Source organism: Nocardia sp. CNY236 (genome assembly GCF_000482385.1).
Classification (GTDB): domain Bacteria; phylum Actinomycetota; class Actinomycetes; order Mycobacteriales; family Mycobacteriaceae; genus Nocardia.
This window is the reverse complement of the sequence record NZ_AXVD01000004.1, coordinates 136,737-160,518: the sequence shown is the minus strand read 5'-3', so window position 1 is coordinate 160,518 and position 23,782 is coordinate 136,737. Positions and strand designations below refer to the sequence as shown.

The 23,782-nt window shown below is 65.8% G+C and carries 18 protein-coding genes; 2 read left to right on the top strand and 16 right to left on the bottom strand.

Going from position 1 to position 23,782, the window contains the following annotated elements:
- Nucleotides 1-49: 49 nt before the first annotated feature.
- The 9 genes from gmk to pyrR form a co-directional block, all read right to left on the bottom strand.
- Nucleotides 50-634, bottom strand: coding sequence for a guanylate kinase (gene gmk / locus K940_RS0105465; RefSeq protein WP_028476709.1), 585 nt, complete (start codon nt 632-634; stop codon nt 50-52).
- Between the two features lie 8 nt (nt 635-642).
- Nucleotides 643-963: an integration host factor, actinobacterial type gene (mihF, locus tag K940_RS0105460; RefSeq protein ID WP_028476708.1), complete on the bottom strand. Its 321-nt coding sequence runs from the start codon at nt 961-963 to the stop codon at nt 643-645.
- Nucleotides 964-1,531: 568 nt separating this feature from the next.
- Nucleotides 1,532-2,368 carry an orotidine-5'-phosphate decarboxylase gene (pyrF, locus tag K940_RS0105450; RefSeq protein ID WP_028476707.1) on the bottom strand — a complete coding sequence of 279 codons (837 nt, stop codon included), beginning with the start codon at nt 2,366-2,368 and terminating at the stop codon, nt 1,532-1,534.
- A gap of 52 nt (nt 2,369-2,420) precedes the next feature.
- On the bottom strand, nt 2,421-5,744 hold the full coding sequence (gene carB, locus K940_RS0105445; RefSeq protein ID WP_028476706.1) for a carbamoyl-phosphate synthase large subunit: 3,324 nt from the start codon (nt 5,742-5,744) through the stop codon (nt 2,421-2,423).
- Complete coding sequence (gene carA, locus K940_RS0105440; RefSeq protein ID WP_028476705.1) at nt 5,744-6,865, bottom strand: glutamine-hydrolyzing carbamoyl-phosphate synthase small subunit; 1,122 nt, start codon at nt 6,863-6,865, stop codon at nt 5,744-5,746. Before carA ends, carB begins: the two co-directional genes overlap by 1 nt.
- On the bottom strand, nt 6,862-7,383 hold the full coding sequence (locus K940_RS0105435) for a hypothetical protein (RefSeq protein WP_028476704.1): 522 nt from the start codon (nt 7,381-7,383) through the stop codon (nt 6,862-6,864). Before K940_RS0105435 ends, carA begins: the two co-directional genes overlap by 4 nt.
- Before the next feature lie 150 nt (nt 7,384-7,533).
- A complete protein-coding gene (locus K940_RS0105430) occupies nt 7,534-8,844 on the bottom strand; it encodes a dihydroorotase (protein WP_036527663.1) in 1,311 nt (436 codons plus the stop codon).
- Nucleotides 8,845-9,019: 175 nt separating this feature from the next.
- Nucleotides 9,020-9,979 carry an aspartate carbamoyltransferase catalytic subunit gene (locus tag K940_RS0105425; protein WP_028476702.1) on the bottom strand — a complete coding sequence of 320 codons (960 nt, stop codon included), beginning with the start codon at nt 9,977-9,979 and terminating at the stop codon, nt 9,020-9,022.
- A 49-nt stretch (nt 9,980-10,028) separates the two neighbouring features.
- The gene (gene pyrR / locus K940_RS0105420; protein ID WP_028476701.1) at nt 10,029-10,664 is read right to left on the bottom strand and encodes a bifunctional pyr operon transcriptional regulator/uracil phosphoribosyltransferase PyrR; all 636 of its coding nucleotides are present in this window, start codon (nt 10,662-10,664) and stop codon (nt 10,029-10,031) included.
- A gap of 291 nt (nt 10,665-10,955) precedes the next feature.
- Between pyrR and K940_RS0105415 the strand changes: the two genes are divergently transcribed.
- The gene (locus tag K940_RS0105415) at nt 10,956-11,582 is read left to right on the top strand and encodes an alpha-ketoglutarate-dependent dioxygenase AlkB (RefSeq protein ID WP_028476700.1); all 627 of its coding nucleotides are present in this window, start codon (nt 10,956-10,958) and stop codon (nt 11,580-11,582) included.
- Nucleotides 11,583-11,633: 51 nt separating this feature from the next.
- Here K940_RS0105415 and K940_RS0105410 read toward each other — a convergent pair whose 3' ends face one another.
- The gene (locus K940_RS0105410) at nt 11,634-17,408 is read right to left on the bottom strand and encodes a TIR domain-containing protein (protein WP_081706172.1); all 5,775 of its coding nucleotides are present in this window, start codon (nt 17,406-17,408) and stop codon (nt 11,634-11,636) included.
- Nucleotide 17,409: 1 nt separating this feature from the next.
- Here K940_RS0105410 and K940_RS0105405 point away from each other — a divergent pair, with 1 nt between their 5' ends.
- Nucleotides 17,410-18,678 (top strand): SLC13 family permease, encoded by a 1,269-nt coding sequence (locus K940_RS0105405; protein WP_028476698.1) that lies wholly within the window; start codon nt 17,410-17,412, stop codon nt 18,676-18,678.
- Here the strand turns inward: K940_RS0105405 and K940_RS27040 are convergent.
- The 6 genes from K940_RS27040 to K940_RS0105375 all read right to left on the bottom strand — a co-directional run bounded on the left by K940_RS27040 (nt 18,668) and on the right by K940_RS0105375 (nt 23,641).
- A complete protein-coding gene (locus K940_RS27040) occupies nt 18,668-19,546 on the bottom strand; it encodes an inositol monophosphatase (RefSeq protein ID WP_051406901.1) in 879 nt (292 codons plus the stop codon). The two genes, K940_RS0105405 and K940_RS27040, sit on opposite strands and share 11 nt — an antisense overlap.
- Nucleotides 19,543-20,229: a hypothetical protein gene (locus tag K940_RS27035; protein ID WP_051406900.1), complete on the bottom strand. Its 687-nt coding sequence runs from the start codon at nt 20,227-20,229 to the stop codon at nt 19,543-19,545. Before K940_RS27035 ends, K940_RS27040 begins: the two co-directional genes overlap by 4 nt.
- Complete coding sequence (locus K940_RS0105390) at nt 20,229-21,119, bottom strand: hypothetical protein (RefSeq protein ID WP_028476697.1); 891 nt, start codon at nt 21,117-21,119, stop codon at nt 20,229-20,231. Before K940_RS0105390 ends, K940_RS27035 begins: the two co-directional genes overlap by 1 nt.
- A 241-nt stretch (nt 21,120-21,360) precedes the next feature.
- On the bottom strand, nt 21,361-21,867 hold the full coding sequence (gene nusB, locus K940_RS0105385) for a transcription antitermination factor NusB (RefSeq protein WP_028476696.1): 507 nt from the start codon (nt 21,865-21,867) through the stop codon (nt 21,361-21,363).
- 34 nt (nt 21,868-21,901) lie between these two features.
- Nucleotides 21,902-22,465 carry an elongation factor P gene (gene efp, locus K940_RS0105380; RefSeq protein ID WP_028476695.1) on the bottom strand — a complete coding sequence of 188 codons (564 nt, stop codon included), beginning with the start codon at nt 22,463-22,465 and terminating at the stop codon, nt 21,902-21,904.
- A gap of 48 nt (nt 22,466-22,513) precedes the next feature.
- Complete coding sequence (locus tag K940_RS0105375) at nt 22,514-23,641, bottom strand: Xaa-Pro peptidase family protein (RefSeq protein ID WP_051406899.1); 1,128 nt, start codon at nt 23,639-23,641, stop codon at nt 22,514-22,516.
- Between the last annotated feature and the right edge of the window lie 141 nt (nt 23,642-23,782).

Genomic DNA, 23,782 nt, shown 5'->3' with positions numbered 1-23,782 from the left:
ATCGTGCAACCTGCCTTCACGGGCCCTGATCACTCATGCACACGTAGGGTCACGAACTCGAATTTGTGCTAACAAACAACGATACCAACTGCTCGCAGGCGCTGGTCACCTCGTCGTTCACAATGACGATGTCGAACTCGTCACAAGCGGCCAGCTCGGTTCTGGCAGTCTCCAACCGGCGCTCGATGGCTTCGGCCGACTCGGTACCGCGAGTACGCAATCGTGCCACCAATTCGTCCCAACTCGGCGGGGCGAGGAACACCAAAATCGCGTCCGGGATCGCGCGTCGCACCGAGCGCGCGCCTTCGAGATCCACTTCGACCAGCACCGGAAGACCTTCGGACAGCGCAGCGCGCACCGGGCCGGCGGGAGTACCCGAACGCTGCAGGCCCCCGTGGATTTCCGCCCATTCGAGAAGCTCACCCGCCGCGATCATCGCGTCGAACTGCGCGCGGGTGACGAAACGATAGTCCAGGCCGTCGACTTCCCCGGGTCGCGGATCCCGCGTCGTTGCCGACACGCTGAAAACCAACTCGGGCAGTCGCTCGCGGACGCAGCGGACCACCGTGGACTTACCCACGGCCGAGGGGCCGACCAGCACAACCAGTCGACCCTTCTGCGTGTGTTCGACCACCGCTGTCGTCAGGCGTCGAAATCGAACCGGGCCAACAGCGCCTTGCGCTGCCGATCGCCGAGCCCGCGCAACCGACGGGTCGGGGCGATCTCCAACTCGCTCATGATTTCCGCTGCCTTGACCTTGCCCACCTTCGGCAGGGCCTCCAGCAGCGCCGACACCTTCATCTTGCCGAGAATCTCGTCGGTTTCGGCGTCGGTGAGGACCTGCTTCAGATTGGTGCCGCCACGCTTCAGGCGCTCCTTGAGCTCCGCCCGAGCGCGGCGAGCGGCAGCCGCCTTCTCCAAAGCAGCGGCGCGCTGCTCGTCAGTCAGCTGGGGAAGGGCCACGGTTCCTCCGTCTCATCGTTCAGTGCATCAACTGCTGCCGGTAACCCGGCAGTCTCAGCGACCGTACCCACGCCGTGCGTCGATTGCGAACCCACCCCCCAGGTCAGCGCATGATTCCGCAAGCGGTCGGGGCGTGAGCGCCCCAAGACGGGTCCCAGCGGCGCGACGGAGCGCCGCGTCGTGGCGAATCGCCGAAACACCCCGTCACCAGGGGTTATCGACAAATCGAGTAGTCGCGGAACAGCCGCCGGGCCACAACACACCACGGCGGACGGGCCGCAGCTGCCCTACCAGGAACTTTCTCGGATTTTTCCGCGTGTCGCCCGCATCACGCGCGTGTCGGACCTCATCCGGGCCCACCGTCGGTGCGACCGTAGAACGCCTGTGTGCGCTCGAGAGCTTCGCCGTTGATCCCCCGATGACCAGCCACCGCCGAAACCGGCGCACACGCGCGATCAGAGGCTGATACGGACCACGTCTGCACGCACATTTGCACATACGGGCAGCGGATCGTCGAACGCCGCGGCCGACGGTCGGGCCTCGGCGGTCAGTTCTGGAGAAACGCCAGTCAGTTCTGGAGAAACGCGAAGCCGTCCTGGAGTTCGCGCACCATGGCCCGCAGCGCCGGTACACCGGGACCCACCTGCAGGACCTCCCGCGAAACGGTCGGCACCGCCGAGGCCAGCATCGACTCCGGGAGCAGGCCACGGATCGTATCGGGACCACCGCCTTGAGCGCCGACACCGGGCATGAGGATCGGACCGCCGAGTGCGGACAGGTCCGGCGCCTGGGTCAGCGTGGCGCCCACCACCACGCCCACCGAACCGAACTCGCTGTCGTGCTCGGTCGCCCGATTACACGCCGCAACCTCGTCGACCATCATCTGCGCGACCGTACGCCCATCGGAAGCAGCGGCGTGCTGCACCTGTCGCCCTTCGGGATTCGACGTGGCTGCGAGCACGAAGACGCCGCGATCGTTGACCCGTGCGCGTGTCAGGGCCGGTGCCAACGACCCGAATCCCAGGTACGGCGAGACCGTCACCGCGTCCGAACCGAGCGGACCGTCGGCCAGCCAGGTGTGCGCATAGGCGTCCATGGTGGACCCGATGTCGCCACGCTTGGCATCAGCGACTACCAGGGTCCCCGAGGCACGCAGGGCGCCGATCGCGTCCTCCAGCACCGCTATGCCACCGGAACCGTAGGCCTCGAAAAAGGCGACCTGGGGTTTGACCAATGCGACACGACCCTCGAACGCCGACACACAGATCTCGGCGAACTGCGCGAGCCCGGCCACATCCTCGGTCAGCCCCCACGATCGCACCAAATTCGGGTGCGGATCGATGCCGACGCAGACCGGGCCGAGGCGTTGCATCGCCCGACGCAGTCGGCTGCCGAACGTCGTCATGTCCGACACCCCGCTACGCGACCAAGGCCATTCATGTCCGCAACATCGACTGTCATCCCCGCAACACCGAGTGAAGCTCCTGCAAAGAGCGCACGCCGACTCCGCCGTCGATGCTGGCCTCGATGCCCTGAACCGCCGCCGCAGCGCCCTGCACAGTGGTGATGCATGGAATGTTCACGCCGACTGCCGCGCTGCGGATCTCATAACCGTCCACCCGAGGACCGGAGTTGCCGTACGGGGTGTTGAATACCATGTCGATTTCACCGTCACGGATCTGGTCCACAACCGAGGGCAGCGAACTGTCGGTCCCATCCGCGTGATCGGGGTCGGAGTGCTTGCGTACCCGCTCGCACGAAATGCCGTTTCTGCGTAGCATCTCCGCTGTTCCGTCGGTGGCAAGGATCCGGAAACCCAGATCATGGAGCCGTTTCACCGGGAAGACCATCGCGCGCTTGTCCCGGTTGGCGATCGATACGAATACGGTGCCCTCGGTCGGTAGTGAGCCGTACGCTGCAGTCTGACTCTTGGCGAAGGCAGCGCCGAAATCAGCGTCGATGCCCATCACCTCACCGGTGGACTTCATCTCCGGCGACAACAACGAGTCCACCCCACCGCCATCGGGGCGACGGAACCGGTGGAACGGCAGCACGGCCTCCTTGACGGCGACCGGAGCCTCCAGAGCGACGTGGCCACCATCGCCCTCGCTCGGCAACATGCCTTCTTTGCGCAGCTCTGCAATGGTGGCGCCGAGCATGATCCGGGCAGCAGCCTTGGCCAAGGGCACGGCGGTGGCTTTGGACACGAACGGAACCGTACGACTGGCCCGCGGATTGGCCTCCAGTACATACAGGACGTCGTCCTTGAGCGCATACTGCACGTTCAGTAGGCCCCGCACGCCGATTCCCTCGGCCAACGCGGCGGTGGAACGACGCACTGCCGCGATATCACTGCGGCCCAGAGTGATCGGCGGCAGCGCGCACGCGGAGTCGCCCGAGTGGATCCCCGCCTCTTCGATGTGTTCCATCACGCCGCCGAGATATACCTCGTCGCCGTCGCACAACGCGTCGACGTCGATCTCGATCGCGTCCTCCAGGAACCGGTCGACCAACACCGGATGCTCCGGACTGAGCTCGGTCGCCCGCGAGATGTAGCTCGCCAGTGACTTCTCGTCGTAGACGATCTCCATACCGCGTCCACCGAGCACATACGACGGTCGCACCAACACCGGATAGCCGATGTCCGTGGCGATCTTCTCGGCCTGCGCGAAGGTGGTGGCCGTCCCGTACTTCGGAGCGGGAAGCCCGGCGCCGACCAGCACGTCACCGAACTCGGCTCGGTCCTCGGCCAAGTCGATGGCCGCCGCGCTGGTGCCGACCACCGGCACCCCCGCCTCGGTCAGCTGCTGCGCGAGCCCGAGTGGGGTTTGGCCACCCAATTGGACGATGACGCCGGCGACGGCGCCGGACTCACATTCGGCGTGATAGACCTCGAGTACATCTTCGAAGGTGAGCGGCTCGAAGTAGAGACGATCGGCAGTGTCGTAGTCGGTGGAAACGGTCTCGGGGTTGCAATTGACCATCACCGTCTCGTAGCCGGCTTGCGACAGGGTCTGTGCGGCGTGCACACACGAGTAGTCGAACTCGATGCCTTGGCCGATCCGATTGGGGCCGGAGCCGAGGATGATCACCTTCTCCAGCGTGCGTTGCGGCGCGACCTCCGACTCGGCCGCGGGGTCGAGCTCGTAGGCCGAGTAGTGGTAGGGGGTCTTGGCCTCGAATTCGGCAGCACACGTGTCGACAGTCTTGTAGACCGGGCGGACACCGAGCCGATGCCGCAGTGCGCGCACACCGCGCTCTCCCGCCAGCTCGGGGCGCAGCGCGGCCAATTGGCGATCGGACAGTCCGTGATGCTTGGCCCGACGCAGCAGTGGCTCGTCGAGCACGGGTGCATCGAGGATTTCGCGACGCAAATCCACCAGGCCTGCCACTTCGGCGACGAACCACGGGTCGATGCCCGACGCGGCGGCAACGTCCTCGACACTCGCCCCGTGCCGCAGCGCGCGCTCGACCTGATAGATCCGCCCCTCGGTCGGAGTACGCAGGTCGTCGAGGATGGCCTGTGGGTCGGTCCACTCTCCATCGTCACGCGTCCAGAACCCGACCGACCTGGTCTCCAACGAACGCAACGCTTTGCCCAATGCCTCGGCGAAGTTGCGTCCGAGCGCCATCGCCTCCCCCACCGATTTCATGGTGGTGGTCAACGTCGGATCGGCGCCGGGGAACTTCTCGAACGCGAATCGTGGCGCCTTGACCACGACGTAGTCCAGCGTCGGCTCGAAGCACGCCGGCGTTTCCTTGGTGATGTCGTTGACGATCTCGTCGAGTGTGTACCCGATGGCAAGCTTGGCGGCGATCTTCGCTATAGGGAAGCCGGTTGCTTTGGAAGCCAGCGCAGACGAGCGTGAGACGCGCGGGTTCATTTCGATGACGATCAGGCGACCGTCACGCGGGTTCACCGCGAACTGGATGTTGCAGCCGCCGGTGTCGACGCCGACCTGGCGCAGGATGGCAATACCGAGATCGCGTAGCTTCTGGTACTCGCGGTCGGTGAGCGTCATCGCCGGGGCGACGGTGACCGAATCACCGGTGTGTACGCCCATCGGGTCGACGTTTTCGATCGAGCAGACCACCACGACGTTGTCGCGCCCGTCGCGCATCAGCTCGAGTTCGTATTCTTTCCAGCCGAGAATCGACTCCTCGATCAGCACGTTCGCGGTCGGTGAGGCCGCCAACCCGCCCCCGGCGATGCGGAGCAGGTCTTCGTCGTCGTAGGCCATGCCGGAACCGAGACCGCCCATGGTGAACGACGGTCGGACGACCACCGGGAAACCGAGGTCGGCGACGGTCTCGCGAACCTCGTCCATGGTGGAGCACACGCGCGAGCGCGCGCACTCCCCACCCACCTCGGCCACGATGTCCTTGAACTTCTGCCGATCCTCGCCGCGCTGGATGGCGTCGAAATCCGCGCCGATCAGTTCCACGCCGTACCGCGCCAGAACACCGCGCTCGTGCAGCGCGACCGCAGCGTTCAGTGCGGTCTGGCCGCCGAGCGTGGCCAGGATGGCGTGAGGACGTTCCTTCTCGATGACCTTCTCCACGAACTCCGGCGTGATCGGCTCGATGTAGGTCGAGTCGGCGAACTCCGGGTCGGTCATGATGGTGGCGGGGTTCGAGTTGACCAGCGACACGCGCAAGCCCTCTGCCCGCAAGACCCGGCACGCCTGGGTGCCGGAATAGTCGAATTCGCACGCCTGGCCGATGACGATCGGGCCAGAGCCGATCACCAGGATGTGCTCGAGATCCTCGCGACGAGGCATCAGGCTCCTTCCATGAGACCGGCGAAACGGTCGAACAGGTATGCGGCGTCATGGGGGCCGGCGGCGGCCTCGGGGTGGTACTGCACGGAGAAGGCACGTCCGTCGACCAGTCCGACTCCTTCCACTGTGCCGTCGTTGGCACACACGTGGCTCACTTCGGCCCTGCCGAACGGGGTGTCGAACTGCTCACCTCGCTCACCCTCCAATGCGAACCCGTGATTCTGCGCGGTGATCGAGATCCGGCCGGTGTGGTGCTCGACCACCGGGATGTTGATTCCGCGGTGGCCGAACTTCATCTTGTAGGTGTCGCGGCCGAGCGCCCGGCCGAGTATCTGGTTACCGAAGCAGATGCCGAACAGCGGCAGGCCTGTGGCCAATACGCCGCGGGTCAACTCGACTGCGCTGTCGGCGGTGGCCGGGTCGCCGGGGCCGTTGGACAGGAAGACGCCATCGGGCTGCAGAGCGAGGATATCGTCCAGCGTCGTGGTCGAGGACACGACGTGTACCCGCATGCCGCGCTGAGCGAACATGCGTGGGGTATTCGTCTTGATACCGAGGTCGACCGCGACAACGGTGTGCCGGTGGGTCCCGCGCGGTTCGATGGTGTAGAGGGCGTCGGTGCTCACCTCGCCCGCCAAGTCGGCTCCCAACATCGACGACTGACCGTTCACGCTGGCCACCAGCTCGGCGGGTGCCCCGAGCGCGTCGCCGGAGAAGATACCCGCCTTCATCGACCCTCGGCTGCGCAGATGGCGCACTACCGCGCGGGTGTCGATGCCTGCGATGCCGACGATCCCCTGGCGTGCCAGCTCGTCCGGCAACGTTGTGGTCGCACGCCAGCTGGAGGCCCGGCGTGCAGGGTCACGGACGGCGTAGCCGGCCACCCATATCTTGGCGGACTCGTCGTCCTCGTCGTTCCAGCCGGTGTTACCGATCTGCGGTGCGGCGGCCACCACGATCTGGCGATGGTAGGACGGATCGGTGAGCGTTTCCTGATAGCCGGTTGTCGCAGTGCAGAACACTGCCTCGCCCAGCGTGCGGCCTACGGCGCCGAAGGCGCGCCCGCGGAATATCCGTCCGTCCTCCAGGACCAGCGCCGCGTCTGCTGCGTCTCGTGTCATCCCTCGTCATCTCCTGTCGTCGGCGCGGTCGGATCTGCCGTCGTAAATGTCCGCCACGCCGGGTAGACCGATTTGTCGTCGCCGCGGAAGCCGGTATCGACCTCGGTTCCGGTCGGCAGCTTCCAGCGAATGACCAGAACGCCGTCCTCGGTCATCACTTTGCCCGCATGGCCGCGTTCGGTGCGTACCGCGGTGATGGATTCCTGTGGAATCCAAATCGCGGTGGCAGCGCCGCGTTCGAGCAGAATCCCGCGTTCGAACCGCGTGAGTTCCGCGGTCGCCCGGAAACCCAGATCACCCACTGTGATCCGGTCCTGCCAACCGGGAGCGATGGTGCTGCCCAAATACAGCCCGGTGGTCGGCTCCAGTACCTGTGCTCCGAGATCGGCCGGCACCTCGGGCAAAGCGCCGATACGCTCGGCCTGACCTGCAGCACGCGTGTGCCAACCCCGATACATCAGCCACAGGAAGACCGCGAACAGGACGAACAACCCGACAATCCAGAGCGCTCTTTCCATCGACGGACCTCCTGTGGTCTTTCTGCGGCATTCCCGGGCGCCTCGTGTCGGCAACGATGGTGACCGCGTCCCAGGGTCGCCACTGTCGCCGTGCTGTGCACAAGACGTTCGCTTCCGGTCGGCGCGGCCGCACGGCTACGGTACGAATGTTCATCCGCGCCTGGTCATCTGAGCCTCCACCTGGTCGGGTCTGGCTTTGCCGCCGCGCGCGGTGACCCGTCCGCGCAACAGCGTCGCCGTCACCCGGGCCGGCAGGGTCATCGCCTCGTACGGCGTGTTGTGCGAAATGCTGGCCAGCTCCGCGCCGCGCACCGTCCAGCGCGCATGTGGATCGACCAGCGTCACATTCGCCGGTTCGCCGACTTCGAGTGGCCGGCCGTGTTCGTCGAGACCGACGATTTCGGCGGGTCGTTCACTCAGCACCCGGGCAACGCCACGCCAGTCGAGCAGGCCCGGCTCGACCATGGTCTGCACGACGATCGACAGCGCAGTCTCGAGTCCCAGCATGCCCGGCCGGGCAGCGGAGAACTCGCAACACTTGTCCTGTTCGGCGTGCGGAGCATGGTCGGTGGCGACACAATCGATCGTCCCGTCGGCCAGTCCCCGACGCAGCGCGGCGACGTCGGACGCCTCCCGCAGTGGCGGGTTGACCTTGTTGACCGCGTCGTAGGTCTCCAGTCGGGAGTCATCGAGCAGCAGGTGGTGCGGCGTCACCTCTGCCGTGATCGCAATGCCACGAGACTTCGCCCAGTTCACCAACTCCACTGTGCCTGCGGTCGAGGCGTGGCAGATGTGAACTCGCGCGCCGGCGTCCCTGGCCAGCAGCGCATCGCGCGCGACGATGGATTCTTCGGCCGCACGGGGCCAGCCCGCCAGACCGAGTCGGGCCGCCGCGGCTCCCTCGTGCGCGACCGCGCCCTGGGTCAACCCGGGCTCTTCGGCGTGCTGGGCGATCACCACACCCAGTGAGCGCGCGTATTCCAGGGCACGCCGCATGATCAGTGGATCGTGCACGCACCGGCCGTCGTCGGAGAACATCCGAACCGCTGCGGCGCCGGTGGCCATCGTCCCCATCTCGGCGAGTCGTGTTCCCCCGAGCCCGACCGTGACCGCGCCGACCGGGTATACGTCGACCAGACCCACTTCTCGACCGCGCCGCCACACATGGTCGGTGACCACCGCCGAGTCGGCGACGGGGTCGGTGTTGGCCATCGCGAACACCGCGGTGTAGCCGCCGATCGCAGCGGCGGCAGAACCGGATGCGATGGTCTCGGTGTCCTCTCGCCCGGGCTCCCGTAGATGGGTGTGCAAGTCGACGAAGCCCGGCAACAGGATCTGCCCGGACGCATCGATGATCTCCGCGTCGGCTGCGTCCAGATCGGTGCCGATCCGACGGATTTCGCCATCGGCCATCAGCAGGTCGACCGGTTCGCCCTCGCCGTACAGTAGTGCATTCTTCATCAGCACCGGGGCCGCGCTCGATTCGCGCCGACCAGCCTTACTGCACTGGTTTTCCATGGTGCCGCCTCCGGATCCGACGTTCATGCCACCGCCCCTCGGGCGCTCACTGCCACCGCCCCTCGGGCACTCACTGCCACCGCCCCTCGGGCACTCACTGCCACCGCTCCCCGGCCACTCATGAAACCGCCTCCTGAGGCCCGGCGAGCAGCCGGAACAACACGGCCATTCGCACGTGCACGCCATTGGTGACCTGTTGTAAAACAGCAGCTTTCGGCGAGTCCGCGACCGGGGAGGCGATTTCCATGCCACGCAGCATGGGACCGGGGTGCAACACCACCGCATGGTCCTCCAGCAGGCCCAGCCTGCGTTCGGACAGCCCGTAGCTGATCGCGTACTCGCGGACCGACGGGAAGAACCCGCCGTTCATCCGCTCGGCCTGCACGCGCAGCATCAGCACTGCGTCGGCTCCGACCAGCTCGGCGTCCAGGTGGTGTGAGATGTGCGCGGGCCAGGACTCGACACCGATGGGCAGTAGCGTGCGCGGAGCGACCAAGACCACTTCGGCGCCCAGGGTCGCCAGCAGGAAGACGTTCGACCGCGCTACCCGGCTGTGCAGGATGTCTCCGACCAGGACGACTCGCTTGCCCGCGATGTCGCCGAGTCGCTGCCGGAGAGTCAGCGCATCCAGTAGAGCTTGGGTCGGGTGTTCATGCGTTCCGTCGCCGGCATTCACGATCGCCGGACCGCTGCGGCGGCCGGTCGAGACGGTCCATTCGTCTGTCCAGCGAGCGATCTGGTGGGCTGCACCGGAAGCCGGATGGCGCACGATCAACGCATCTGCGCCCGCGGCGTGCAGCGTCAGTGCCGTATCGCGCAGTGATTCCCCCTTGGTGACCGAGGACCTGCTGGCGCTGACATTGATCACATCGGCACTCATCCATTTGCCGGCCACCTCGAACGAAACGCGAGTGCGCGTGGAGTTTTCGAAAAAGACCGTCATCACCGTGCGACCACGCAAGGTGGGCAGTTTGTGCACTTCCCGACCGAGCAGGGCTTGTTCGAACCGTTCTGCCTCATCGAGCAGTTCGGTTGCTGTGGCGCGATCGAGTCCGATGACGGAGAGTAGATGCCTCATGCGTCCGCCGCCCGGCCTCGCACGAACTGCGCTCCGGTGTACAGCGCGGTCATCCATCCCCCTCGTGCTTCAGGTAGACGCCGTCATGCCCATCGTGTTCGGTGAGCAGCACAGAGATCCCCTCGGACCGATTGGTCGGCACGTTCTTACCGACGTAGTCGGCGCGAATCGGTAGTTCGCGATGGCCGCGGTCGACGAGTACCGCCAACTGCACGGCTCGTGGGCGACCCAGGTCACGCAAGCCGTCGAGCGCGGAACGAACGGTCCGGCCGGAAAAGAGCACGTCATCGACCAGAACCACCAAGGCGTTCTCGATACCGCCTTCGGGCACCGAAGTCCGCTCCAAGGGCCGATGCGGACGGCTGCGCAGATCGTCGCGATACAGCGTGATGTCGAGTGAACCGAGGGCCGGGCGAACTCCGGAGAACTCCTCGATCTTGTCGGTGAGTCGCGCCGCGAGCGTCGTACCCCGAGTGGGAATTCCGACCAGCACGACACGCGGTGCTTCCGGCTCACGGGCGTCCAGCGCGGTCTTCTCGATGATCTGATGCGCAATGCGTGCGATGGTCCGCCCGACATCCGACGCCGACAACAACTCGCGAACCGCCGCTGTCGCCTCCGAAGCCTGGCGTCGCGACGACTCGGCAGCACCGAACTCGGCATCGCGCTCTTCGGACACGGCCACGCCGACCTCCTTCCCCGCCTCACCGGACGGTCCGTTAAAGGATGTCTTACCGGATGCAGCCTAGCAGCGGCTGACCTCCGCTTTCACCGGGCATCCCCGCTGTGAGCGGGGCCACCGACGCCCAGTGCTCGCGGTGTCGCCTGTGAGCACTGCTGCGATCACGGACCCCACTGCGTGGCAGCGTGACTGCGCATCGAACCCCGCCGCACTCCTCCAGAGCGCCGCTGCGGAACCACGACACCGATCGAGACCGACTAGCACATATGTTCGATACCGGCTAGGCTCCATCCCATGTCCGCGCCGCTACAGGGATCACTGCTCGACGGGTGCGGCGATGTCGAATTCGGATCGCTACGCCCGATGCGACGGGCCACGCTCGGCCGGGGCGCGTGGGTCGATCTGCTGCCAGGGTGGTTGTCCGGCGCGGACGCATTGTTCACTCGCCTGGCCGAGCGCGTGCCCTGGCAAACCGAGCGCCGCTCGATGTACGACCGGGTGGTCGAGGTACCCCGATTGCTGAAGTTCTACGCAGAGGACGATCAGCTGCCGGATCCGGCATTGGCCGACGCTCGCTCGGCTTTGACCGCACATTATGCGCAGGAATTGGGTGAGCCGTTCCGGACGGCCGGGTTGTGCTTCTACCGGGATGGACGAGACAGCGTCGCCTGGCACGGCGACACCATCGGCCGCGGTGCGATGCACGACACGATGGTCGCCATCGTGTCGGTCGGTGCACCGAGGGCACTGCTGCTGCGTCCGCGTGGCGGTGGCCCAAGTGTCAAGTACCACCTGGGACATGGCGACCTACTGGTCATGGGCGGCTCCTGTCAACGGACATGGGAGCACGCGGTACCGAAGACACGCAGACCCGCCGGCCCACGGATCAGCATCCAGTTCCGCCCGCGCGGGGTGCGGTGAGCCGCCACTGGCTCGCAACGGCACGTTCGCCGATAGCTCAGAACGACAGGCTCAGAACGGCACGTTCATGGGTAGCCGACGAACCTCCGGTAGGTACTGGTCGAGTTCTCCCGATTCGAAGCGCGACATGCCGATGACATGCCAGAACTGCCCCGCAGTGCGTCCCTCCACCTTGTATCGACCGTCCGGCGCAAGGGCAGCCCAGCCCTCCGGCAGGCCGACCAGCACAGCTCGGATCTCGGGCACGGTATCCGCGCCCGCCGCATCCGGCACGGTCCAGAGGATGGCATTGCCGTCGTCACTGCCACTGGCGAGCAGTCCACCGAAAGGATCGAATGCCAGTGACCACACCCGACGCTCGTGTCCCTCGAGGGTGTGCATATGCCGTCCAGAACCCACATCCCACAGCTGCACGACCAGGTCGTCACCAGCCGTGGCCAGGATCTTGCCGCTCGGGTCGACCGCGGCGGCCCAGAGCCGCCCAGCATGCTTGTGCAGCTCGTGCACGATCTCACCGGTATCGACATCCCAGATGCGCACAGTGGTGTCCCAGGAGACACTCGCGAGCTTGTCGCCGCAAAACGCCACGCCGTACACTCGGTCCCGATGTCCGGCCAGCGCGCGCACGAGCTGGCCGGACTCTATGTCCCACAGCCGTACGACCGAATCGTCACAACCGGTGGCCATGAGCGTGCCCTCGGTGTCGAAGGCTATGGAACGCACTCGGCCACGATGCTCGGCGCAGACCGCGTGCGGAGCCCCAGTAGTGCGCATCCAGATGGTCACGGTGTCGTCGTCGTTCGCCGTCGCGACGAAAGTGTCGGTGGGGTCGAAGGCCATCGCCCATACCGGGGCGGACTCGACATTGATATGGCGCTGGAACAGACGTGCGTCCAGATCGAACAGACTCAACCGTCCGTCGTTGCCCACCGTCGCCAGTTGGTGCGCGCGCGTCGCGCTGAACCGAGCGGATTCGAAAGCGAGCACCCGATCCTCGCTTCCCGCCAGCCGGCGATTCAGCTTGCCGGTCACCGGATTCCACAGCCGGACCACGCCGTCGTTTCCACAGGTGGCCAGCTGGGTTCCATCAGCGTTGAACGACACCGACCGGACCTGCCGCCCATGTCCGGTGAGCACGTGCTTGCACCCGCCGGTGGTCGGATCCCACAACCGAGTAGTGAATTGGTCGTCGGTCACCGCCAACTGCCTGCCGTCCGGCCGAAACACGAACGGCCAGATCGACCCGGTGTGCGCGGTGATCCGGCGCCGCAGTTCGCCGGTGGCACCGTCGCTGAGGCACAACAGGCCAGCGCTGTCTCCCGAAGCCAGTAGCTCTCCCGCGGGATCGAACGCCAGCCAGTAGATTGCAGCGCGATGCTCCACGATCCGATGGCACTCCTCGCCGGTGCGTACATCCCAGACACGCAGTCCGCCTTCGGTATCGCCACTGGCCAGTAGCGGCAAGGTCGGATGAAACGCGAGCGCGTACACCTGGCCACGGTGTCCGGGCAGCTCCTGCCGCACGCGGCGGCTGCGCGAGTCCCACAATGCCAGCGTTCCATCCGTTCCACCGAACGCAAGCAGGTCGCCCGATGGGGCGAAGGTGATCCGAAACACCGCGCCCGCGGCACCGCGAAATTCGGCCTGTGCACTACCGGTCTCCGCATCCCATACGCGGACGAAGCCGTCCCGATAGGACGCGGCGAGCAATCGTCCGTGAAAGGCCAGGCTGTAGATCAACTGCCGTTGCCCTTCGGGAGCCGGCCATTCGTGCCGCAAGCGGCCGGCGGGCAGCTCCCAGACCCGCAGCACCCCGTCGGCGTCGCCAGTAGCCAGCAGGTCTCCGTCGGGACCGAGCACCACGGGCCAGGGCCAGGCGGCGTGTTCGTGCAGTGTGCGACGCAACATGCCGGTCGCCACATCCCAGATGGCGACAGTGCCGTCACCGGAACCGCTGATCAGCACGCTGTGGGTGTAGGCGACGGCGAAGCTGCGGGCGCGGTGACCCTGCAGTGTGCGCAGCGGCAGGCCCGTGTCGGTGTCGCAGAGCAACACACCGCCGTCGTCGCTGCCGATGGCCAGCGTCCCACCATCCGGACTGTAGGCCAGCGGCTGCGGCAATCTGCCGTGCCGGGCATGGAAGCCGTGTCGCACCCCGACGGCGGCCGGAGCGAATTCGATACCCGCGCTCGCGCCGGGCACCTGTGCGGCGCCGAGCATGTCGGCTTCGGCTGGAATGCCGGTGACATCGAGCAGCGCGGTGCGGCTCCAACGACTACCCGCTGCCGATGCGCCGGTCAGATCGGCACGCGCCAGACGCGCCCTGGTGAAGTCCGCGTCGCTCAAATCGGCGCCGACCAAACTCGCATCCTCCAGCCGGGCACCGACCAGCCGGGCACCACGCAGGATTGCCCGATCGAGGATGGCGCCGACCAGCCGGGCATTGCTCAAGTCGGCCCCGCTGAGATCGACCTGACGCATATCTCGATAGGAGAGATCCTCACCGACCAGGATTGCCCCACGCAGGTCAGCGCCGGGAGCGGTGCGTAAACGAGTGATCACCCGCACTGCGTTGGTCCGGGAGACTTCGTCGGCCACTGGATCTGCGAGCACCGACTCCGCCCATGCGCGCGCGGCGCGAACGTCGGCGAGATCGCACAGGAAGTCGACCGTCAACTGAGACAGCGGCGCATGCGTCAGGGGTGCCGGTGCAGCCACGCCCGCGTCGAACTGCTCGGCAATGTGCTTGGCCACCAACCATTCGGTCACCGAGTTGTGGATGAAACCGAACAGATTCTCCTCGGTCCGTACCAGGAGGCTCCCCGCCCCGATCGCATGCGCTGATTGCGACACCGACATCCGGCCCGAACCGGTCAACTCGACCAACCCCTGCGCCACATGGGTCAATTCGGACGGACGCAGGTATGGTTCCCCGGTCTCCCAGCTACGCAGCGCCAACGCAGTGACGGCAAACCACAATTCATCGATGCCCAGGCCGGGCAGGGTACCGGCGGTGGCCGTACGCTCCGCTTCGTAGGTGAGCCAGGAATCCAGAATCTCTCGATACAGCCCGGCCGCGCCCACGGTCTGCCGTGCGCCCGCCGCCGCACGCAGACGCCGTTCGTCCAGATCGGCGATGAAGCTGAGCATTCGAGGATTCTGCGCCAGCCCCAGCAGATCTTGGATTCCGGTGATCAATCGGATGCGTGCGTCCGCCCGGGCCAGGTCACCGCGATATCGGTTGGTCAAGAAAGCTCGGATCTGCGCCGGCGCGAATTCCTCGATCGCGAGAATGTGCCGGTCACGCAACACCTCGACGCGCTCACCCATTGCGGTCAGGATCTGCGCGCGGGATTCGAAGTGCTGGGTGCGACTGGCCACGATGATCTTGGCCTTGCCCACCGCTGCCTGTAGCAACGTTTCGAGGTGCTCGGCGGCGAGTTCGTAGCTGACTCTCGTGACGAGCTCGTCGAAGCCGTCGAACAACAACACCACCCGCCCCTCGTGCAACATGTAGCGCAACGCTTTCAGATCGATGCGCTCTTCTCCGTGGTTGGCCAGGTGCGCGGCGACCAGACCGTCCACCGAGTGCGTCTTGTCGAGACTGCGCAGCTCGACCAGAATCGGCAGCAAGGCAGGCGACGACTCGGTGATGCGCCGGGTCAATTCACGTAGCGCGAACGTCTTACCCCGCCCGAAGTCGCCGAGTAGCAACACGAACCGACCGTGATCCTCGTCGATCAGGCGCTGCAGTTCGGCGACCAGGTCGTCGCGAATCTCGTGGCCACCACGTTCGAGCAACCGAAACCGTTGTGGTACATACATTTCGGGTGCATATCGACGATCGGACCCGAGTCGCACACGTTGGTGGGCGAGATAGTCACTCAGATCGAGCAAACCTTGGAATTCGGTGAAACTCCGTATCCGAAGACCATGGCTGGCGGCTTGTTCGCGCAGGTGGCGCGGTGGGGGCGCACCGCGGTAGACGAGTTCGGAACCGAATTCCGGGTCGTGTCCGACAAGGTCGACGATCGAGTGCCCGGTCATGTCCCCGACATGGACACCGACTCGCCAGACTGCGGTGATGGCGTCTCGCTGGTGAGTGATCAGCAGATGCGGCGGTTCGGCTTCGATGCGCCGGATCCGCGCCCCGGGATACCGAGTTTCACATACCTCGGCAACCCGCTCGAGCAGCCTGCTGTGCGGATCGACGATCGCCGGCGCGTCGTCGGGCGGCTCGAGCGGCAGGTCCGCAACGGATTGTTCCGGCGACAGTGCGGCGGATGCCTTCGTCCAGGACAAGGCCACACGAGCGGGTTCGCCCGATCGATCCGCTCCTACGGCGAACCGGTCCAGTCCAACGGCGCTGAACTGGACGATCTCGGCCTGCCCCGGCGCCACCGCGGGGAGCACGGGCAGTGTGCCGTCGATCCGATCCACATAGGGCCCGCCCGGTCCCGGCCCATGGAACACGAGGTTGAGTCTTTCGCCGAGCAACCGCGACAGTGTGTCGGCATCTCGCAGCAGCGCTGGCTCACGTGGCGAGGTGTCCGGTCCGGGCACCGGATCGTGCCGGACGACACCGAGCCGTAGCCAGCCACGATCTTCGAACGGGCGTAGCCGCTCGGCGAACCAGGCGGCCTGGGTTTCACCGATATGGCCGTAGTCGCTCTCGGCGTGATGCGTGGCCGCCATCGTCGAGTTCAAACCTGCGACGACTATCCGCAAGGCGGGAATGGGAAATAGTGTCCAGGGCTGCCCGATGTCGAAGACGAGGTCGTCGAGTCCGTGGTACAGCTCGCCGAAGAGCCGAGCGTATTGCTCGAGCTTCGGGAAGAAGGGCGGCTGCGGGCGCCGATCGTGCGCTTCACAGTGCAGAAAGTATGCCTTACAAGCGATCTTCGAGGCGTCGTGGTTGCCCGGCACGACCACCAGCCGGTCGGATTCCAGCCCCAACAACACCCGAAGGCCGGTCAGAAACGCCAACGCTTCATCGACCTCCCGAGGGCGCCCCGATTCGGTCAGGTCACCGGTTACCACGACCAGATCCGGCTTCGGGGCACCGTTACCGACCGCCTGCGTGACATCCGCCCAGACCCGGGCTTGCCGTTCGAGTCCCGTGCCGGGTTCGTCCGGAGCCAGCAGACCGCGACCGAAACGCGGTCCCGCCACGTGCAAGACGGATACGCCCGAACGATGGTCGGCGCGCGCCGCGCTGCCGGGGAACACGGGGGCAGCCGCCGGGGTCCGTCGACCAGCCCGGAGCACCGATCCAGCGTTGCCCTCGTCGACCTGCCCCACCGCAGGCGCCTCGGCGGCGTCGTCGTTCGGAAAGCTCGGTGCGGTATCCGGCTTCGCTCGACCGGACTGCAAGTGACCGACCCGCTCCAGCAATTCCCGGCGCGCCGCATCTTCGGTGGATACCCCTACCAGGTCCAGGTAGGTGATGGTGGCCAGCAGACCTTCCAGCACGCAGTCGGCGATCCGCACGGGAATCACCTTGGCAGGGTCGGTGCGGAATGCCGCTTGCCATTCCATGGTTCCGTAGCGCGACGCCAGGTAGTTCTCCGACAGCACCGCAATCACTGCCACCGACTCGCGCACGCCCCGATCCATGAAGTCGACAAAGTTGGTGCCGGGCACGAAATCCCATGCTTGGATGACAGTGCGATAGCCTGCGTTCTCCAACTGCCACGCCAACCAGGTCGCCCAGCGCTCGTCTGCTGGAGAATAGCTGATAAAGAAGTCCCGCGGCCGCCCCTGGTAGATCACACCACCAGTATGTCCCACCCCGAGTATCAAGGCACGCAGCGCAAACGGTGCCATGATGGCTGACGTGCCCGAGCAGGTCGATTCCACCGGAGGCAGCCCCTCCGACCCTGTCACGACGTCGAGGTCTGGCTCGAGACCTCGACTCGGGGTACTGGACTGGGTGCAGGTGGCGTTGCTGTCGGTCGGTGTGCTGTGCGTCGTGTCCGGATTGCTGCCACGCGAGGAGGCTGCGGCGAACCTGCACCGCATCGGCCCCCTGCTTCTCTTTCTCGGCAGCGTGATCGTGCTGGCCGAACTCGCCAGGCAGGCACAGGTCTTCGACGTCATTGCCCATCGACTGGCGATCCTCGGTCGTGGCCACTACCCCGCACTGTTCGTCCTGTGCGCAGCATTCGCCTCCGCAACCACGGTCCTGCTGAATCTGGACACCACGGCAGTGCTCATCACTCCGGTGATGCTGGCGCTGGCGCGTCCCGCCCGAATTCCCCCGTTACCACTGGCCATGACCACACTGTGGTTGGCCAATACTGCCAGTCTGCTGCTGCCGGTGTCCAATCTCACCAACCTGCTCGCTGCGGACCGGATCGCACTCACGGCAACGGAGTTCGCAGCCACGATGTGGGCTCCGCACCTGGCTTCGATCGTCACCACGATGCTGTGTCTGTGGCTGTGGTACTGGCGGCCCGCCCGGCGTGGCTCCGATCGCTACATACCACCGAACCCGATCCGCCCGGCGAATGCGCGCGAACGTGCGCTGATGACGATCACGGCCGGCGCCTGTGTACTGTTCGTCGTCGCGATACCTCTGCTCGGCGACCGCATTGCGGTAGCGGCATTCGGCGCGGCGGCCGTGGCGGTGGCGGCCTTCGCCATCCTCGACCCCACCGCCTTGCGCCTGTCGCTCATTCCCTGGCAATTGTTGGTATTCGTGACTGGTCTGTTCCTCGTGGTGCCGACGCTGGGCCGATGGGGCCTCGACGAGCTGACACATGTGTTGATCGGCACCGACGCCGGCGCCTGCGGCGCCTACCGGGCTGCTGCGACAGGCGCCGCCCTGGCCAACCTGGCCAACAATCTGCCCGCCTACGCCGCAGGCGAGGCGGTCGTTGCGGTGCACAACGGCAACCAGCTTCTGGCACTGTTGATCGGAACCAATGTGAGCCCGATCGTTACGCCGTGGGCATCGCTGGCCACCCTGCTGGTCCTGCAGTACTGCCGCACGCACGACGTCCGTGTCCCGATGACCCGCTTCGTCCTGACCGGTCTCGTTCTCGCCGCCGTCGCCACCACCTCCGCGGTCGCCGCATTGCTGGTCACGAGCTAGCCGGCTCGATCGGCTGGTGGTCCAAACCGCAGACCGTCACAGCAGCTGCCGATTTCACCAGCACGCTCAGCTCGTGCCACCGCTCGGGTACCGCTGCGATGAAATTCACCTCCGTCGTGCGCGGATCGAGACGGTCGTCCAATGGGGCGCCGTGGAAATCCGTGACCTGGATACCGCTTTCTCGGGCCAGCAACGTACCTGCCAACCGATCGACCGCCCCGGATCGATAGCCGACGAATCCGTCGATGTCGCCGCGGCTGAGCATCACCCAACACAGCAGCGGTGACCAGAGTTGAATGAGCCTGCGCGACCCGGATTCGAGCGTCAAGCGCAACGCTCTCGCAGTGCGGTCGGTGCGCGTGACCTGGTAGCCCTGGAGCCAGGCAAGGACCTGCGTGGGTGATCCGATGGCCCGCGGGGCCGGAACCACGCGCCCGTACGGACCGGTCAGCCCATGGTCGCGCCTAGCCAGCCAGGTACGGTCGGCGACGGGTTCGTGCACGATAGCGAGTACCGGAACACTGTTGTGGCACAACGCGATGCCTACGGTACACACCGGAAGACCGATGGCGATGTTGTTGGTCCCGTCGAGCGGATCGACGATCCAACACCAGGCCTCGTCGCCATCGTGCCAGCCGGATTCTTCCGCGAGAACCCGATGGTGTGGAAAAGCCTGCGCAATGTGTTCGAGAATGATGCGTTCTGCACGCAGATCGAGAGCGGTGACCACGTCCCTGCCCGCGTCCTTCGTTCGAATCGTCTGCGGATCGGTCAAACCGGCGCCGATGACTCGCCCCGCCGCGACGACCGCGGCGACCGCCACCTTCGTCGCCGCATCGAGTGTGGTGACCAGCGGGGGCGCATTCACGAGCGCACCCTCTCGGATCGAATCTGCCCGGTTTCGGGTCCGATGGACGCCAGCCGGGTCAGCACCGCGCCGGCAATCCGCCTGGTTTCTGTCGAGGTACACGCAGTTCGACGCACGCGATGGTCGGTCGCAGACAACGACCCGAGCGACAGATCCGGTGCTCCGAGGCGGTCGATGCCCAGCACCATGGTCACTGCTTCGCTCGGCACGTCCGAGATATGGAACGCGCCGGCGGACAGGGCGTAGGCCTGCCCTGCCCGGACTCGCTGCCTCGAGCGCGTCTGGGCGGTGACCAGTTCGGAAGTGGCGAGCATCAGATCCCCGTCGGAGCCGCTTCGCACCTCGAAGAGCCGATGGGTGGGATGTGCGGGAGCATGGTCGATATCGATGATCTCATTACCCACCGACCCGTAGAGCACGATGCTGAACAGATCCCAGCTGTGCGCGTGCACCGCCGACGTGGTGGGGACAGCTCGAGGGTTCTCGGTCCACACGTGTATGCACACACCCAGCCCGGCGCCGCGCCACGCCGGAAAACACAGAAAGCCCAACGGATGCCGGACCGCTTTCAATGCGCTGTTCCCCTCGCACACGTCGGCCATCAGACGACGGGTCCAGCGTTGCGCAGTGAGCCAGGGTGTCGTAGACCTGATCGATGTGCCGAGATGGTCGTAGAGGTTCACTAGTACGGGTTCCTGGGCGCAAGCGCGAGCCGCACGATATCGGCGACGTCGCGGTCGGTGAAGGATACCGGGAGCGGAAGGTCGAGTCCCTCGAACAGCCGGCGCACTTCGTCGACAGTCGGCTCGTCGGACAGCGGTAGCTCCTCACTGCGACCCAGCGGGACCTGATGAGTCTGTTTGAAGCTGGCCACCAGCTCTCGATTGAAGTCCCGGTAGTAGGGTTTTCCCCGCTCGAACAGCATGGCAGGTGTATTCGGATTGTTCTGCGTGACGATCACACAACTCGATGACAGATCCCAGCGGAACGTCGACATCACCGCGGACAGCCCCACCTCGATGGTCAGAAAGGTGAACCGCTGTCGATACCAGCAGGCGGCCAGTATCATCGCGAATGCCTCCTTCCGGGTCCGTTCGGTGGTCCACTGCTCCCCGACCCGGTCGGCCTCCATGACCAACGACGAGCGAAACTGTGCGTAGGTCTTGCACAACAGCTCGTTGGACGGGTCCAAGATCTCCAGTTGCATACGCAACGGGCGCTGCTCGCGCCGTGCATTCTCGACACACGCACGCAGTGTCACTGCGCGCACGTAGCTACCGGTGCCGCCCTTGAAGATCCATTGCTCGGTGTCGCGCCGAGCAAGTGTGTGCGCATGCCCGATTTCCGGCCCGTAGAGCAGCTGCACCGACGACGCATCCCGCACTGCCCTCGAAGACAAGTGCCGATCGCGCAATGACGTGGTAGCCAGCAAACCCAGCACCAGCAACACGACCGCATTCACCTGCTCGACATCGACGAGATCGAGTATCGCGAGCACGCCGACCACCAGCGCGAGCATCAACGCGACGACGCCATCGATATTGGTCCGCGTCCACGTCAGCACCCGTGTCATGCAGCGTCACCCTCCCCTCCGGTCTCCATCAGGATACGGGCAGTGCCCGGACCCGGGACGACGGATGCGAGAAGAAGACCTGCGACAAGCGTCACCGCAGCGCCGACTCGGTCTACGGCACAACCACATTCGAGTCGACGAGCTCACGACCGCGGCACACCGGCTCCGCGACGAGGAGCGTGCACCTGGCGTATCGGATACGCGAGAATCTCGCGTGGGCGTCACCGGCGCGGAGATCGGTTCACATCTCCGGTGGCTGCACTGCACGCGTCGCGGCCGCCGCGGCACGTACCTGCGGTGCGATGAGAACGACCTGACCGAGCACGCCGTTGACGAAGGCCGGAGAATCATCGGTGGACAGTTCTTTCGCCAGTTCGACCGCCTCGTCCACCGCGACGACCGGGGGGACGTCGCCCGCGTGGAACAACTCCCATACCGCAATCCGCAATATTGCGCGATCCACGGCCGGAAGGCGCGACAGCGTCCAGTCCTGAAGATAGGACTCGATCGTCCCGTCGACCCGGTCCAAGTCCTCGGCCACGCCTCCGACCAACGTGTGGGTATATGCGTGCACCGGCGCAACCGCCTGGTCGTGAGCGGCCAGCTCGACGCGCTCACCGAGAAGGTCAGCGGCATCGATGTCGCGGGCCTCCGCCTCGAACAACAGGTCGACGGCACGGCGCCGGGCCTTGTGCCGCGCGCCGAACTTCTTGTGTGTGGACTTCTTGTCCACCGGCTGGTCCGCCACCGTCAGATCATCCTCGGATCAGTCGATCCGACGATCACGCATTGACCCGGCCGAGGTAGCTGCCATCACGCGAATCGATGCGCAGCTTGTCACCGGTATTGATGAACAGCGGAACCTGTACTTCGGCTCCGGTCTCCAGCGTGGCCGGTTTGGTGCCACCGGTGGAACGGTCGCCCTGCAGACCGATGTCGGTATGCGTGACCTCGAGCTCGACCGAAACGGGCAGTTCGACATACAGCGGCGCCCCCTCGTGCGTGGCCACCTGTACCGTCATCGTCTCCAGCAGGAAGCGAGCGCCGCTGCCGATGGTCTCCTCGGCAATGGCGATCTGGTCGAACGTCTGTCCGTCCATGAAGACGTAGTCGGTGCCGTCGTGATAGAGGTAGGTCATGTCGCGCCGGTCGACATTCGCGGTCTCCACCTTCACGCCAGCGTTGAAGGTCTTGTCGACCACTTTGCCGGACACGACGTTCTTCAGCTTGGTCCGGACGAACGCGGGGCCCTTGCCCGGCTTGACGTGCTGGAACTCGACGATCTGCTGAAGTTGGCCGTCGATCTTCAACACAAGGCCGTTCTTGAAGTCGCTGGTGTCCGCCACTGTCTTCGGATCTCCTCGTTCTACCGCTCGGTCTCGGGCAGACCGGCGTCAGTCGACGACGGTCAGGTCTCTGCTGGTGTGGGTGAGCAAATCCGGTCCCTCTTCGCGTACCACGAGGGTGTCCTCGATCCGAACGCCACCGCGGCCGGGGAAGTACACACCTGGTTCGACGGTGACCGCCACGCCAGACAGGAGTGTACCGGTTCCGGTTTTCGCGATTCCTGGCGCTTCGTGGATCTGCAACCCGACGCCGTGCCCGAGACCGTGCACGAACAGCTCACCGTGCCCAGCGGCCTCGATCACCGACCGAGACGCGGCGTCGACGTCGGCCACCGGCGCCCCGGGTCGCAGCGCCGCACGGCCAGCTCGCTGTGACGCCTCGACGAGCGCATACACCTCCCGCTGCCAGTCGTCGGGCCGGCCCAGCACGAACGTGCGGGTCATGTCCGAGTGGTAGCCGCCGACGACGGCGCCGAAGTCCAGTTTGACGAAATCGCCCAGCGCGAGCACGGTATCGGTTGGACGGTGATGCGGGACAGCCGAATTGACTCCGGTCGCCACGATGGTCTCGAACGACACCGCCTCGGCGCCGTGCTCGTACATCGCCCACTCCAGATCCCGGGCCACCTGGAGCTCGGTGCGGCCGGGACGCAGCTTGCCCTGCTCCAACAGCGCAGCGAGCCCGGCATCGCCCGCCGCGCAGGCCGCGCGCAACCGAGCGACCTCGTAGTCGTCTTTGACCATCCGCAACTGCTCGATCAGCCCAGGGGTAGCGACGAACTCCAAGCCGGTGCGTTGCTCGAGGAAGCCGCGGTGCTGATCGACGGTTACCGAATGGCTTTCGAAACCGACCCGGCCGAGCTGCCACTCCCCCGCCAACTGCACGACCCGGCGCACAGTCGCCCGCGCGACCTCGGCCCGCAGGTCCGGAACCTGTTCGGCAACCTGCGTTCGATATCGACCATCGGTGCCGATCACCGTGCGGTCTTCGGCGGTGCGGGTGTCCCACGTATACACCAGCACAGCGGCGTTGGAGCCGGTGAATCCGGTCAAATATCTGATATTCACCAGATCGGTGACCAGCAGGGCATCGACCCTGTTCTCCACCAGCAGGCCGCGCAGCGCGCTACGCCGCGCCGCATAATCGGGCACCGAGCCCGGGCGATCAGCACACATATGTCAAAACTACCGCCGCCATACCGCCACCACACACCGCGTGCTCACCACGCGCTGCGTGGCTCTCCCGATCGGCAAGCCGTTGTCGTCTGTGGAGCAAAGTTGTTCACATTCGATCGCGATGTGCACATTTCGGTCGGT

Bases quoted from the DNA above. Each gene is read 5' to 3' on its own strand.
- pyrF (WP_028476707.1), bottom strand. From the start codon at position 2,368: ATGACGACGTTCGGCAGCCGACTGCGTCGGGCGATGCAACGCCTCGGC.
- carB (WP_028476706.1), bottom strand. From the start codon at position 5,744: ATGCCTCGTCGCGAGGATCTCGAGCACATCCTGGTGATCGGCTCTGGC.
- carA (WP_028476705.1), bottom strand. From the start codon at position 6,865: ATGACACGAGACGCAGCAGACGCGGCGCTGGTCCTGGAGGACGGACGG.
- K940_RS0105435 (WP_028476704.1), bottom strand. From the start codon at position 7,383: ATGGAAAGAGCGCTCTGGATTGTCGGGTTGTTCGTCCTGTTCGCGGTC.
- K940_RS0105430 (WP_036527663.1), bottom strand. From the start codon at position 8,844: ATGAAGAATGCACTACTGTACGGCGAGGGCGAACCGGTCGACCTGCTG.
- K940_RS0105425 (WP_028476702.1), bottom strand. From the start codon at position 9,979: ATGAGGCATCTACTCTCCGTCATCGGACTCGATCGCGCCACAGCAACC.
- K940_RS0105415 (WP_028476700.1), top strand. From the start codon at position 10,956: ATGTCCGCGCCGCTACAGGGATCACTGCTCGACGGGTGCGGCGATGTC.
- K940_RS0105410 (WP_081706172.1), bottom strand. From the start codon at position 17,408: ATGGCACCGTTTGCGCTGCGTGCCTTGATACTCGGGGTGGGACATACT.
- K940_RS0105405 (WP_028476698.1), top strand. From the start codon at position 17,410: ATGGCTGACGTGCCCGAGCAGGTCGATTCCACCGGAGGCAGCCCCTCC.
- K940_RS0105390 (WP_028476697.1), bottom strand. From the start codon at position 21,119: ATGACACGGGTGCTGACGTGGACGCGGACCAATATCGATGGCGTCGTC.
- K940_RS0105375 (WP_051406899.1), bottom strand. From the start codon at position 23,641: ATGTGTGCTGATCGCCCGGGCTCGGTGCCCGATTATGCGGCGCGGCGT.